Consider the following 13,292-nt stretch of genomic DNA (forward strand, 5'->3'; position numbering starts at 1 on the left):
GCACGCCGCCAGCGTTCGTCCTGAGCCAGGATCAAACTCTCAATTTAAAAGTTTAATCTTTTACTCATTACAATTGACTGACATTATTTCTTAACTTCTGTTTAATTTTCAAAGACCAATTTTTTCTCACCATCTTGCGACAGCTTATTTAGTATATCATGTCGTTTCTTGTTTGTCAAATCTTTTTTCGCTTGTCAGACAAACCTTTTAGCAAGTCCACAAACTCATTTAACTCTGACGTCTTCGCTCTCGCGACGACAAGGAATATCTTATCAAACCAAACCGTATAATGTTTTTTTATTTATATCTTTTACGACAAATTACTACTTATAATCTTATATTTACTCATTATTTCTTACGTTTTTACACATTGACACTCCAGGCATAGTATAAGCATATTACAAGGTAATATGCTTATACTATAGTCGCTAATGCTTAGTTTAGTTGCTTCATTTAGTTTAGCCATTAATACTAAGTTTAACCACTTCACTAAGTTTACTAGGTTCTAGCACCTAATAATTAAAACTCAGCTTAAGTAACTATTCTTAATAAAGTGGATAAACTAAAAAAAGAATGCCTTCCAACATTCTTTTTTGCTCTATTCATTTATCTTATAAAAGATTTTATGATCTCTCCATTTACCATTTATGTATAAATATTTTTCACTTATTCCTATTTCTTTAAATCCACAGCTTTTAAGAACCCCTTGTGATCGTTTATTATCTAATAAAATACCACCTTCTATTCTATGAAGTTCCATATCTTCAAAAGCATATTCTAGTACAAGCTTCAAAGCTTCCTTCATATATCCTTTGCCTTGTTCTTTTTCATCTATTGAATAACCAACAAAAGCATTCTTAAATACTCCCATTACTATACTTGATAATTTAATTTTCCCTATGAACTTCTTATCTTTATAAATTCCAAATTCTATACTTGTTCCATTTAGAAATTGCTTATAACTCTCTATTAAATTTTGAATTTGTACTTCTAATGTATAAAAATTTTGTTCCCTTGAAGGTTCAAATGATCCTAGATGTTTTTTATTTCTTTGATAATATTCCAAAACATCCCTTGAATCTTCTGGAGTTAGCACCTTAAGCTCAATATTGTTACCTTTTAGCCTAATAATATTTATATTACTACTTTTCTTAAACGTATCTGAATTAATTCCAAAAACAAGTTCGCTTTTATAGTCACTATTTACTATTAAAGTATCAGTAATTACCCCTTCTAATGTAAACCCTAATTCTATAAATGGGTTTAAAATTATATCTTGATCTACAATTATATTTATTTTATATAAATCCATATTCTTAAATAAAGATTTAACCATTAGTTCTAAAGCTTTTTTCAATTCAGGGGCATGGCTATCTTCATTTTTATAGAATTTAATTCTAAAGCTACAATATTTATTCTCTTTATTTAATTCTATTATAAATATTCTTCCTATATTTATTCCGAACTTATCTTTTATTATATACTCATCTTCTTTACTTTGAGTAACTTTTATATCTACAACCTCTGTTTTATACATTTTGTTTTCTCTCATTTTTAATTAACACTTCCTTAGTATTTATATAGATTAGATATGTAAATACTACACATATTAATAAACATATTGGAATAATATAATAAGTCTTATAAACTCCAATTGCATCATTAAGTGTACCAATTAAAATATTTATAATCATTGCTATACACGAAGCTACCATTACTATTAATCCTGTTATATATGAAACATTATTTTTAAAAACTTTGCTTATAGTCAAAACTATAGTTGGAAAAGTAATCGCAAAAAATAGACCAGATACAGATATGATAATTATACCGCTTTCCCCTATAAATAATCCAAATATATATAATAAAAAAGCTATAATGATTGATATTAATACTGTTTTTATATATCCAAATTTTTCTACTACAAATCCACCTAAAAGCCTTCCTATAGTAAATGTTCCAAAAAACAATGCAGTATAAAAAGAACCTTGGTTTTCATTAAAATTATACACATCATACATAAAATTAATAAACCAATTACCTGTATTTATTTCTGCTGCTACATAAAATCCTAGCGCTATCATATAAAAATATATAAGTTTATTCTTTAAAATGTAAGAATGATTTATCTTATCGTCTTGTTTTGCTTTATGTGTCTCAGGAATTTCAACAAACATAAACCCTATAAATATTATGAAAGAAATTATTGCTATAATCAAGTAAATTTTTTTCCAAGTTACCCCATTATGTAACATAATGCCTGTAAATCTTTGCGTAAATGTAGCTCCTAACCCATAGCAAAAATGAGTTAAGTTCATAATAATTGCCTGAAAACTTACAGCTAATACAGGTATTATAGTATTTGCACCCATAGCAATAAGTGCTTGTCCTATATTTAATAAGAATAGTTCTATTATCAATGTTGCAAAACTATTACAAAAATGTAATCCTGTAAGTGAAAATATAATGAATATAAACCCTATCATAAAAACTTTCTTTTGTCCTATCTTTTCACATAATATTCCCCCAACAAAAGTAAAAATTACAAATCCTAAAGAACATGCTGTTATCATAGCAGCGATTCCCTTATTATTCACCATAAATTCTTTTTTTAATGTAGGAATAAATGGTCCTCTTACATTATCACACATTGCTAATAAAATCATCATCATAAAAATAATGATTAATGCAATAGTATTATTTCTTTTTTTCATAAGTATCCCCCTCAATATAAATAGGACTACATTGCAACTATATCTTTTATAACTTCACCTGCTATAATAAGTCCTGCTACAGATGGTACAAATGAAATACTTGCTGGAGCCTGTTTTCTTACATTAGGATTTTTATACTCTTCTTTTAACTTTATAGGTAGTTCTTCTGAATAAACAACTTTTAGATGCTTTACCTGTCTCTTTTTTAATTCTCTTCTCATAACCTTAGCTAATGGACAAACATTAGTCTTGTATATATCTGAAACTTTAAATTTTGTAGGATCTAATTTATTTCCTGTTCCCATACTACTTATAAGCCTAATATTATTTTTTTCACACCAAAATGCAAGAGCTATTTTGGATGTAATTGTATCTATAGCATCAATTACATAATCTGTATCCTGATCTATAATGTTTTGTATATTATCTTCCGATACAAATACCTTATGCACTGTAACATCACATTCAGGATTTATGTCTAAAATTCTTTGTTTCATAATTTCAACCTTAGCTTTTCCTACTGATTTCATTGTAGCAAGTATTTGTCTATTAATATTTGAAATATCCACCTCATCTTTATCTACTAAAACAATTTTTCCAACTCCACTTCTTGCAATGGCCTCAGTAGAAAAACTGCCTACTCCACCTATACCAAATATGACAACTTTACTTTCTTTTAATTTTTCTATATTTTCTTTACCTATCATTCTTTCAGTTCTACTTAACCAATATTCCATAGTCTCTTCTCCTTTTTTGTTATCTAACCTTATTATCTACTAATACTACTAAAACATTATACCAAAACCAAAAAAAAATACTGCGAATTTTCGCAGTTTTAACTTTAAATTTATTCCGTTCAAAATAATAATTTTTATTTTTAAAGTTTATTTACTATACAAACAAAATTAAAGGATACATAAGTTCTCTTTATCATAAATTATATCTTTTCCATATTGATTTTTGTTCGTAGATATGTTTATAAAGAACTTATATAATTATTTATTTATATAAGAAGGCTAATGTAATTTTCATCCGTCTCTTTAAACTAAATATATAATTAAAGAATTTATATCCTTATAATTCTGTCTAAAGCATATTTTAATCTGATGGTACAATTAAATTGGGTTTAATACCCAACTTAATTGTACCATCTTTTCTAATTTTTCTCAATATTCTGTGTTTTACATATCATTAGTTTTAATTACAATATATATGATTATATTACTAATAAACTAATATTTTTTATATAGAAATACTTAAACTTATTAGAATGTTGATGATATTACTCTTATATTGCGAAAATTTTTCTTAAAAAGAGTGAAAAATCTTATTTCACTCTTTTTACACATAAACTATTTTGAATTATTATCGTTCATCTAACCCAGCTAATACTGAATCAAATAAATTTGCCTGACATTCATTACTTACGTAATTTTTACAATTGTCACAACTATCACATTCACTTCCACTAGTCATTGATGTAAATTGGTTTTGTCTAGGAGTATATCCTGGACAATTTTTAGCTACATTTACTAACTGTTGAAAATTTGCCATCCATATTCCTCCTTATATTTAGTTCCTTCTTATTGTTTCCATAATCTCATCAAATAATCCCTTAGTACATTTTCCCTTAATAAAATTTTTACAATTATTACAGCTCTCAGAAAGCGTTCCCATACTTAACATACTTATACCATATTTTGCTTCATATTCCTGGCAATTTTGAGCTATTACCATCTTCATTTCATTAGAAACCATATTACCCACTCACCTTATAATAAAAACTTATTTGTAATATAGTTTCTCTTAAACTCATAATAAAATACGTTAAATATATCTATAATTAATAAAAAACATATTCTTTTTTTAATATATAGTTGATTCTGTTTCCCTACAGTATCTTGTTATAATACATTCACCTAAGTTTCTAGGACATCTTTTACACATACAATTTGATGCTTCTCCATCACATCTTTTTTCTAAAAATTCAGGACACTTTTTACAATTATCTTTAATATTTTTCATATATATTCCCCCATCTCTATGTATTCTTACATAATTTAGCCATGTATACTCACTTGAATATACATGGCTTACTTATTAACTTAAATTTGTTATTCATCTATAGCAAATTCATTTCCATAAGCAATCTTTGAAAATTTTTTTTCTATTTCAATAAGCTTTGTACCTTTTAAATCAATATCTTCTATATTACCTTGACCAACTCCTTCTTTTATACATCTAAATAAATAATTAACAGCTTGCGGCCTAAATCCTAAAAGCCTTGCACCAATAGTATCACAAGCTACTGGATCTAAACTTGTAAGAACCATATTTGTATTTTTTGCAATTCCTTTACTTGGCCCTGTACCAATCATTGCCGGACTTAAACTAAGTATAGATAAATCAATAGGGATATTTTTTGCCATAGCAGTAATAAAATCATGTAATTCCTCATGTATACCTAAGTTTTTTTTAGGATATCCATGAATTTCTGCTGGCGGCCATGAAAGTGCTATATTTTTTATGCTAGCTGACATCGTTGCCTCTTCATGTGCTTTAAGCTGAGTAAATGATACTATTATTGTTGCTTCTTGTATTAACGCATTTATTTTTGTTTCCTTAACTATATTCCCACCTATTTCCAAACTAATGAAAGGTCCAAAATTCAAATCAACAAACTCTACATTTTCTTCTTGAATTATCTTATCAAAACCAAAGTTTTGAAATACACTTTGTGTATTAGCACCACCTGCGCCTGCTGCTACAATTATTCTTTTAACATTTTTTTCTTTAAAAAATCTTATAACTTCTCTCAAAGATTCCTGTCCAACTACAACACCTTTATTAGGAGGATTCATATTAACCATATTAGCTGTAATAACTACAATATCATTGTTGTTAGTAAATCCGTCTAGCGGTAGATAGCTCAATGCATCTCTTATTGCTATTTTTTCATCAGCATTTTCTCCAAAACCAACTATAGGACTTTCTAATTTTCTTTTTCTCATAAAAAAATCACCTCTACCATATTATTTACATAGGTTAAAGGTGTAATTCATTCTTATTTATTGTTAATTTAAAAATTTAAACTTCTGAGTAAATATAATTATATCCTATTTCTTTTAATACTTTTCTAACAACTCTCTTTCCAACCTTATCTTCTTTCATTTCCTCAATGGCATGTTCTATATTTATCCATTCCACTAACTCTACTTCATCAGATTTAATAATTTCGCCCTCAACATAATCTGCCATATAAGTAAGCATCAAAAGTTCTGATTTAGGTATTGTATCACTTCCAAGATATTTTATATTATTAATTGTAATACCTGTTTCTTCCTTAACTTCTCTTATAACCGTTTCTTCAACAGTCTCTCCATTTGTAACGTATCCTGAAACTAATACTTTACAATTTTTAAATATATAACTTTGTTTCATTAAAAGAATTTCATTTTCTTTAACAACAGCAACTACAACACATGGTTTAGGTAAGTCAAAATACATTATATCATCTACTGGACAATACGGAACATCTCCTTCATCCCAGCTATTTCTCATGATCAATTTTCTACCACATATAGGGCAAAATTTATATTTCACGTCTTCACCTCCCATGAACACCTTATAATATAATTATAATTTAATTACATTTTTTAGTACATAGTAAATTAAAGATTCTCATAAAAATTAATACCCTTATGTTTTAAAAACATAAGGGCTAGTTAAAAATTTATAGTCTTTTACATATTTATTTTATATTTTGTGAAATAAGCTCTCCCATTTTTTGTGTACCTACTTTAATCATTCCTTCCTCCATTATATCTAATGTACGATATCCTTTTTCTAGTATTTTAGACACAGCATTTTCAATATCCTTTGCTGCTTCTTCCATATCAAAACTAAATCTAAGCATCATTGCTATACTCATAATTGTTGCAATAGGATTAGCTTTATCTTCACCAGCTATATCTGGTGCTGAACCATGAATAGGCTCATATAATCCTATTTTATTCTTTCCAATACTAGCAGAAGGAAGCATACCTAGAGAACCCGTAAGCATTGATGCCTCATCACTTAAAATATCACCAAACATGTTTCCTGTTAATATAACATCAAATTGTTTGGGATTTCTTATAAGCTGCATCGCTGCATTATCTACATACATATAATCAATCTTTATATCCTCATGTTCTTTTGAAATAGCAGATACTACTTCTCTCCACAATCTTGAATTTTCAAGTACATTTGCTTTATCTACAAGTGTAATATGCTTATTTCTTTTATCAGCAATTTTAAATGCTACTTTGGCTATTCTAGCTATTTCAGGAGTAGAATAACTCATTATATCCCAAGCTTTTTGCCCTTGTTCTATATCTATTCTATCCTTATCTCCAAAATAAATTCCACCTGTAAGTTCTCTTACTATCATTAAATCCAAACTATCACCTAAGATACCTTCTTTTAATGGTGATGCATCTTTCATCTGTGGAAACATAATAGCAGGTCTTAAGTTGGCAAACACCTGTAGTTCTTTTCTTATTTTTAAAAGTCCAGCTTCTGGTCTTAAATTTCTAGGAACATTATCCCATTTAGGTCCACCCACTGCTCCTAAAAGTACAGCATCACTATTTTTACAAACTTCTATAGTTTCTTTGGGAAGCGGTTCTCCCACTTTATCAATAGCAGCCCCTCCCATAAGTACTTCCTTATATTCAAAATTACATTCATATTTTTTTGAAATAGCATTAAGTACCTTAACCGCCTCATCAACTACTTCTGGTCCTATTCCATCACCTTTAATAACTGCTATTTTCATTATTTGTTCACCCTTTCCCTAACATAATTAACAAGTCCATCACTATTTATAATTTTTTGCATAAATTCAGGGAATGGTTCTGATTTATAAGTTTTATTTTTAGTTTTATTTATAATAATTCCTTTATTAATATCTATTTCAATTTCGTCCCCTTCTTCTATATCCTTAGCTGCTTCTTCACATTCTATTATTGGAAGACCGATATTAATAGAGTTTCTATAAAATATTCTTGCAAAAGTTTCTGCTATTACACAGCTAATACCTGAAGCTTTAATAGCAATAGGAGCATGTTCTCTTGATGAACCACATCCGAAATTTTTTCCTGCTACCATAACATCGCCTTTTGATACTTTGTTTACAAATTCCTTATCTAAATCCTCCATGCAGTGCACTGCAAGCTCTTTTGGATCACTTGTAGTCAAATATCTAGCTGGAATAATAACATCCGTATCTACATTATTACCATATTTTATTACTTTTCCATTTATCATTATTTAACTACCTCCTCTGGTGATGCAATTTTTCCAAGTATAGCAGATGCAGCTGCTACAACAGGACTTGCTAAGTAAACTTCACTTTCAACATGCCCCATTCTTCCAACAAAATTTCTATTAGTAGTAGCAACAGCTCTTTCCCCTTTTGCTAATATACCCATATGTCCTCCAAGACAAGGTCCACAAGTAGGTGTACTTACCACAGCTCCTGCATTTATAAATATTTCTAGTAATCCTTCTTTCATTGCTTGAAGATATATCTTTTGAGTGGCAGGAATAATAATTGCTCTCACAGAAGAATGTACTTCTCTACCTTCAAAAACTTTTGCTGCTGCTCTTAAATCCTCTATTCTACCATTTGTACAAGAACCTATTACTACTTGTTGAATAGGTACATCGCCAACCTCATCAATTGTTCTCGTGTTTTCAGGTAAATGAGGAAATGCTACTGTAGGTCTTATAGTAGATAAATCAATCTCAATAATCTGTGAATATTCAGCATCTTCATCTGCTTTAAATACCTTATATTGTTTAGTTGAATGTTCTTTAATATACTCTATTGTTTTTTCATCAACTTCAAAAATTCCATTCTTTGCACCAGCTTCAATAGCCATATTTGCTATTGTAAAACGATCATCCATCTTTAAACTTTTTAATCCTTCCCCACAGAATTCCATAGATTTATATCTTGCCCCATCTACTCCAATCATTCCAATGATATGAAGAATTACATCCTTACCACTAACCCAAGGCTGAAGTTCTCCTTTAAGTTGAAATTTAATTGCTTCTGGTATTTTAAACCAACATTCTCCTGTTGCCATTCCTGCTCCCATATCTGTACTTCCAATTCCAGTTGAAAAAGCCCCTAAAGCTCCATAAGTACAAGTATGTGAATCTGCCCCAATAACCACATCACCTGCAACTACAAGTCCTTTTTCAGGAATCAAAGCATGCTCAATTCCCATTCTTCCAACTTCAAAATAATTTTTTATATTTTTTTCATTTGCGAAATCTCTACAGCATTTACACTGCTCTGCTGATTTAATATCTTTATTTGGAGTAAAATGATCTGGTACAATAGCAACCTTATTTTCATCAAAAACCTTATCTACTCCCATTTTGTTAAATTCTCTAATAGCTACTGGACTAGTTATATCATTTCCTAATACTAAGTCCAACTTTGCACTTATCAATTGCCCCGGTTTTACATAATCCATTCCAGCATGTACTGCTAGAATTTTTTGAGTCATTGTCATACCCATATTTAAAGCCCCCTAATTATTTTTATAATCTATAATTACACTTTAAGTTAATCATATTAATTAACCTTAATTATTTATTAGCAAATTTATTAATTGCATTCATGTATGCTTTTACACTTGCTTCTATTACATCCAAACTTATACCTCTTCCTATGAACTTGTTTCCATCTATATCAACTTTTACTGTAACTTCTCCTAAAGCATCTTTTCCACTTGTAATAGCTTTAAGTGCATAGTCTTCTAATTTTATATTAACCCCTATAGTTCTCTCAATTACATTAAATAATGCATTTATAGGACCATCCCCACAAGCCGCTTCTTGCATAACTTTATCATCCTTCTTAATTCTTACTGTGGCTGTAGAGACCATATTATTACCTGTAGTAACTTGGAAATTTTCAAGATTGTATTTTTCATCAACTTGAATTACATTTTGATTTACTAGTGCTTCTATATCACTATCAGAAATCTCTTTCTTTTTATCCGATAATTCTTTGAATTTTTTAAATGCTTCATCTATCTTATCTTTATCTAGATTATATCCAAGTTCATTTAATCTTTCTTGAAAAGCATGCCTTCCAGAATGTTTTCCAAGTACCATATTATTTTGTTTTAAACCAATTGATTCTGGTGTCATAATCTCATAAGTTTTGCTATTATTAATTACTCCATGTTGATGAATTCCGGATTCATGTGCAAAAGCATTTGCTCCTACAATAGCCTTATTCTTTTGAATATTTATACCTGCAAAACTACTTACCATACTGCTAACTCGATGTATTCTTTCAGTAACCACACTTGTTTCATAATCAAAATAATCTTTTCTAGTTTTAAGTACCATAGCAATTTCTTCAAGTGCTGCATTTCCAGCTCTTTCTCCTAAACCATTTATAGCACACTCTATTTGTTCTGCTCCATTTTCTATCGCCGCTAGAGAATTGGCAACTGCAAGACCTAAATCATTATGACAATGAACACTTATGACGGCTTTATTTATATTTGGAACATTCTCTTTTATTCCTCTTATGAAAACACCAAATTCACCTGGAGTAGTATAACCTACAGTATCAGGTATATTAACCACTGTTGCACCAGCATTAATAACAGCTTCTAAAACTTTATATAAAAATTCTGGACGAGTTCTTGAACCATCTTCTGGTGAAAACTCTATATCATTACACAATGATTTCGCATATGTTACCATATCAATAGCTTTTTTTAATACTTCATCTGGTTTCATATTAAGTTTATATTCCATATGAATATCTGATGTAGCAATAAAAGTATGTATTCTAGGTCTTTCAGCATATTTAAGCGCTTCCCAAGCACGATCAATATCCCCTTTGTTAGCTCTAGCAAGTCCAGCTACAATCGGTTTTTTTACTGCTTTTGCAATTGCCTTTACTGCTTCATAGTCCCCATTAGATACTCTAGGAAAACCTGCTTCTATAATATCTACACCTAGCAATTCAAGCTGTTTTGCAATTTCTATTTTTTCTTGTACATTCAAACTCACCCCAGGAGTTTGTTCCCCATCTCTTAAAGTAGTATCAAAAATTTGAATTCTTTTTGTCATTGTTTTGCCCCCTTTAAATTTAACCCCTTTAAAATTTGTATAAAAAACAGACTTCACACTCCATTGGAGCGCAAGTCCATACGCGTTACCATCCAAATTTTTTCTTAATTAACATAACGGTATATACGGTATATACCGGCCCAGCCTACTACTATTTCAGCCTGCTGCTCCAAGACTAGTTCAATAACCGATTATTCGTAGGTTCTCAGCACTCCCTACTCTCTGTAGAATATCTTGTTATCTACTACTTCCCTTCATCACTTTAAATATCTTTATTTTAAATAATTCATATAATGTTAGTATAAAAATATATAATGTTTTTATACTAATTATTAGTTTTTAATAAAAAATTCATTTTGTAACGTTGCATAAAATTTACCTACATTTTTATATAGTAAAAAAGCGTGCAAACTTACTCCCTCCATTGGAGCGTAAGTCTACACGCGGTACCATCCAAATTACATCTTAATTTATATAACGGCATATGCCGGCTCAGCCTACTACTATTTCAGCCTGCTACTCCAGGACTAGTTCAATAACCAATTATTCGTAGGTTCTCAGCTATTCCTACTCTCTGTAGAACATTTTGTTATTTACTGCTTCCCATCATTGCTTTAATAATTTATGATTTTATATTAAAAGTTTAATATAACTAAAATATTTTTAACACAAAATAATAATTTAATAATAAATATACTATAAACAAAAAAACTTGTCAACAAAAAAGTTTGAATTATAATATAATTTCAACTTTTTTATTAATGTTTATATAATTTTTACTTACCTTACAGTCATAACAAAAAATATCAACACCACTTCTATATGCCTTTCTTAATGCTTCTGTAAAAGCTTTATCCATAGCATCATAAGGAGAAAATGATTTTGCTTCATCCATCTGAATTAAAAATAAAACCCCAGCTCCTCTACCACTATTTTTGACATCAATAAGTTCTAAAAGATGTTTTTTTCCTCTTTCTGTTGGTGCATCTGGGAACATACAATATCCATCATCTTCAAATGTTACTCCCTTAACTTCTAAATAATATTCTTTATTCTGCTCATTTAAAAGTTTAAAATCAAATCTACTTTTTCCAAATGTCTTTTCTCTAAAAATATTTTTATACTCTCTAAGTTTTTCTATCTTACCTTCCTTTAGAGATTCATATACAACTTTATTTGGTATATGTGAATCAATATTTATAAGCTTATCTTCTTTATATCCAGCTATTAAATCATATTTCGTTTTTCTATTTGGATTATTTTCTTCTCTTAATATAACAGTTGTACCTGGTACTAGTATTTCTTTACATCTACCTGTATTAGGTACATGTACCATAATTTCTTCATTATTTAATTTTACATATGCTTGAAATCTATTAGGTCTTTTTATAAATTCTGCACAATAAATATTTTTATTAAAAACCATTCATTATCCATCCCTTTTGAATTTATATTTATAATATTAAAATAAATTTTCTACACAACTATACTTAGTATTATAACAATTAAACACAAAAGTTATCCACAACTATGGATAACTTTTATAAACACTGTTGATTATTTTTTATTTCTTTATATCCAAGCTGTAATTAATACTGAACACATAAAAAACTCTTTAGTAATTTACTTACTAAAGAGTTTTTTTTATGGTAGCTCCTAGGGGAATCGAACCCCTGTTTCCGCCGTGAGAGGGCAGCGTCTTGACCGCTTGACTAAGGAGCCATGTAAAATTTTCACTTCAACTTACTGTAATATTATATCATTTTAAAAAATCATTGTCAATATATCTTTATAATATCTACAAAACAAAAGAGTCCTTCTTAAAAGAACTCTTAACATAAAGTAAATGGCTGGGATGGCAGGATTCGAACCTACGCATGTAGCAGTCAAAGTGCTATGCCTTACCGCTTGGCGACATCCCAATATATGGTGCGTCTTAAGAGATTCGAACTCCCGGCCCACGCCTTAGAAGGGCGTTGCTCTATCCAGCTGAGCTAAAGACGCAAATTGGAGCGGGTAAGGGGAATCGAACCCCTGTGTTCAGCTTGGAAGGCTGACGTTCTACCATTGAACCATACCCGCACATACATTGTTTTATTTAATTTTTTATGGTGCAGGTGAAGGGAGTCGAACCCCCACGCCATAGGCGCTAGATCCTAAGTCTAGTGCGTCTGCCAATTCCGCCACACCTGCATATATAAAATTTTAAATGGTGACTCCTAGGGGAATTGAACCCCTGTTACCACCGTGAAAGGGTGGTGTCTTAACCGCTTGACCAAGGAGCCAAATTACCTGGCAGTGACCTACTCTTCCACATCGTCTCCAATGCAGTACCATCGGCGCTTTGAAGCTTAACCTGCGTGTTCGGAATGGGAACGGGTGTTACCTTCAAGCCATAACCACCAGATGACATATTTCTTAGAAATA

At 29.9% G+C, this 13,292-nt stretch carries 13 protein-coding genes, 6 tRNA genes, 1 rRNA gene and 2 other annotated features; all 20 genes read right to left on the reverse strand.

Annotation, left to right across the window (positions count from 1 at the left end):
* Positions 1-598 precede the first annotated feature (598 nt).
* Positions 599-1,537, reverse strand: a complete 939-nt coding sequence (locus tag OW763_RS16540; RefSeq protein WP_268042704.1) for a GNAT family N-acetyltransferase — start codon at positions 1,535-1,537, stop codon at positions 599-601.
* Positions 1,530-2,666 carry an MFS transporter gene (locus OW763_RS16545; protein WP_268042705.1) on the reverse strand — a complete coding sequence of 379 codons (1,137 nt, stop codon included), beginning with the start codon at positions 2,664-2,666 and terminating at the stop codon, positions 1,530-1,532. Before OW763_RS16545 ends, OW763_RS16540 begins: the two co-directional genes overlap by 8 nt.
* Positions 2,667-2,740: 74 nt before the next feature.
* Positions 2,741-3,451, reverse strand: a complete 711-nt coding sequence (locus tag OW763_RS16550) for a tRNA threonylcarbamoyladenosine dehydratase (protein ID WP_268042682.1) — start codon at positions 3,449-3,451, stop codon at positions 2,741-2,743.
* Between the two features lie 628 nt (positions 3,452-4,079).
* Positions 4,080-4,268 (reverse strand): hypothetical protein, encoded by a 189-nt coding sequence (locus OW763_RS16555; protein WP_268042684.1) that lies wholly within the window; start codon positions 4,266-4,268, stop codon positions 4,080-4,082.
* Between the two features lie 18 nt (positions 4,269-4,286).
* Positions 4,287-4,472 (reverse strand): hypothetical protein, encoded by a 186-nt coding sequence (locus OW763_RS16560; RefSeq protein ID WP_268042686.1) that lies wholly within the window; start codon positions 4,470-4,472, stop codon positions 4,287-4,289.
* A 108-nt stretch (positions 4,473-4,580) separates the two neighbouring features.
* On the reverse strand, positions 4,581-4,739 hold the full coding sequence (locus OW763_RS16565) for a hypothetical protein (protein WP_268042688.1): 159 nt from the start codon (positions 4,737-4,739) through the stop codon (positions 4,581-4,583).
* An 89-nt stretch (positions 4,740-4,828) separates the two neighbouring features.
* Positions 4,829-5,725, reverse strand: coding sequence for a DUF362 domain-containing protein (locus tag OW763_RS16570; RefSeq protein WP_268042690.1), 897 nt, complete (start codon positions 5,723-5,725; stop codon positions 4,829-4,831).
* Between the two features lie 76 nt (positions 5,726-5,801).
* Positions 5,802-6,317 (reverse strand): NAD(+) diphosphatase, encoded by a 516-nt coding sequence (locus OW763_RS16575; protein WP_268042692.1) that lies wholly within the window; start codon positions 6,315-6,317, stop codon positions 5,802-5,804.
* 148 nt (positions 6,318-6,465) lie between these two features.
* Positions 6,466-7,533, reverse strand: a complete 1,068-nt coding sequence (leuB, locus tag OW763_RS16580) for a 3-isopropylmalate dehydrogenase (protein ID WP_268042694.1) — start codon at positions 7,531-7,533, stop codon at positions 6,466-6,468.
* Positions 7,533-8,024, reverse strand: coding sequence for a 3-isopropylmalate dehydratase small subunit (gene leuD / locus OW763_RS16585; RefSeq protein ID WP_268042696.1), 492 nt, complete (start codon positions 8,022-8,024; stop codon positions 7,533-7,535). Before leuD ends, leuB begins: the two co-directional genes overlap by 1 nt.
* A complete protein-coding gene (gene leuC / locus OW763_RS16590) occupies positions 8,024-9,289 on the reverse strand; it encodes a 3-isopropylmalate dehydratase large subunit (RefSeq protein ID WP_268042698.1) in 1,266 nt (421 codons plus the stop codon). The genes leuD and leuC overlap by 1 nt, the downstream gene beginning before the upstream one ends.
* Before the next feature lie 70 nt (positions 9,290-9,359).
* Positions 9,360-10,865, reverse strand: a complete 1,506-nt coding sequence (locus OW763_RS16595; RefSeq protein ID WP_268042700.1) for a 2-isopropylmalate synthase — start codon at positions 10,863-10,865, stop codon at positions 9,360-9,362.
* A 61-nt stretch (positions 10,866-10,926) separates the two neighbouring features.
* Positions 10,927-11,132: a binding site (T-box leader), on the reverse strand.
* Positions 11,133-11,287: 155 nt separating this feature from the next.
* Positions 11,288-11,484, reverse strand: a binding site (T-box leader).
* Positions 11,485-11,598: 114 nt separating this feature from the next.
* Positions 11,599-12,291, reverse strand: a complete 693-nt coding sequence (gene sfsA / locus OW763_RS16600; protein ID WP_268042702.1) for a DNA/RNA nuclease SfsA — start codon at positions 12,289-12,291, stop codon at positions 11,599-11,601.
* A gap of 221 nt (positions 12,292-12,512) precedes the next feature.
* Positions 12,513-12,587 (reverse strand) — tRNA-Glu (locus tag OW763_RS16605).
* Between the two features lie 125 nt (positions 12,588-12,712).
* Positions 12,713-12,787, reverse strand: a tRNA-Gln gene (locus OW763_RS16610).
* Positions 12,788-12,792: 5 nt separating this feature from the next.
* Positions 12,793-12,869: transfer RNA gene (locus OW763_RS16615), tRNA-Arg, on the reverse strand.
* Between the two features lie 4 nt (positions 12,870-12,873).
* Positions 12,874-12,947: transfer RNA gene (locus OW763_RS16620), tRNA-Gly, on the reverse strand.
* A gap of 27 nt (positions 12,948-12,974) precedes the next feature.
* Positions 12,975-13,058: transfer RNA gene (locus OW763_RS16625), tRNA-Leu, on the reverse strand.
* A 17-nt stretch (positions 13,059-13,075) separates the two neighbouring features.
* Positions 13,076-13,150 (reverse strand) — tRNA-Glu (locus OW763_RS16630).
* Positions 13,151-13,155: 5 nt separating this feature from the next.
* Positions 13,156-13,272 (reverse strand): 5S ribosomal RNA (gene rrf / locus OW763_RS16635).
* Between the last annotated feature and the right edge of the window lie 20 nt (positions 13,273-13,292).

It is taken from the genome of Clostridium aestuarii, from assembly GCF_026735135.1.
In the GTDB taxonomy this organism is placed as follows: domain Bacteria; phylum Bacillota; class Clostridia; order Clostridiales; family Clostridiaceae; genus Clostridium_H; species Clostridium_H aestuarii.

What these genes read in the sequence shown, in the direction of transcription:
- leuD (WP_268042696.1), bottom strand. Translation starts at nt 8,024, where the DNA reads ATGATAAATGGAAAAGTAATAAAATATGGTAATAATGTAGATACGGAT.
- sfsA (WP_268042702.1), bottom strand. Translation starts at nt 12,291, where the DNA reads ATGGTTTTTAATAAAAATATTTATTGTGCAGAATTTATAAAAAGACCT.
- OW763_RS16550 (WP_268042682.1), bottom strand. Translation starts at nt 3,451, where the DNA reads ATGGAATATTGGTTAAGTAGAACTGAAAGAATGATAGGTAAAGAAAAT.
- leuB (WP_268042694.1), bottom strand. Translation starts at nt 7,533, where the DNA reads ATGAAAATAGCAGTTATTAAAGGTGATGGAATAGGACCAGAAGTAGTT.
- OW763_RS16570 (WP_268042690.1), bottom strand. Translation starts at nt 5,725, where the DNA reads ATGAGAAAAAGAAAATTAGAAAGTCCTATAGTTGGTTTTGGAGAAAAT.
- OW763_RS16555 (WP_268042684.1), bottom strand. Translation starts at nt 4,268, where the DNA reads ATGGCAAATTTTCAACAGTTAGTAAATGTAGCTAAAAATTGTCCAGGA.
- OW763_RS16540 (WP_268042704.1), bottom strand. Translation starts at nt 1,537, where the DNA reads ATGTATAAAACAGAGGTTGTAGATATAAAAGTTACTCAAAGTAAAGAA.
- leuC (WP_268042698.1), bottom strand. Translation starts at nt 9,289, where the DNA reads ATGGGTATGACAATGACTCAAAAAATTCTAGCAGTACATGCTGGAATG.
- OW763_RS16565 (WP_268042688.1), bottom strand. Translation starts at nt 4,739, where the DNA reads ATGAAAAATATTAAAGATAATTGTAAAAAGTGTCCTGAATTTTTAGAA.
- OW763_RS16560 (WP_268042686.1), bottom strand. Translation starts at nt 4,472, where the DNA reads ATGGTTTCTAATGAAATGAAGATGGTAATAGCTCAAAATTGCCAGGAA.
- OW763_RS16595 (WP_268042700.1), bottom strand. Translation starts at nt 10,865, where the DNA reads ATGACAAAAAGAATTCAAATTTTTGATACTACTTTAAGAGATGGGGAA.
- OW763_RS16545 (WP_268042705.1), bottom strand. Translation starts at nt 2,666, where the DNA reads ATGATTTTATTAGCAATGTGTGATAATGTAAGAGGACCATTTATTCCT.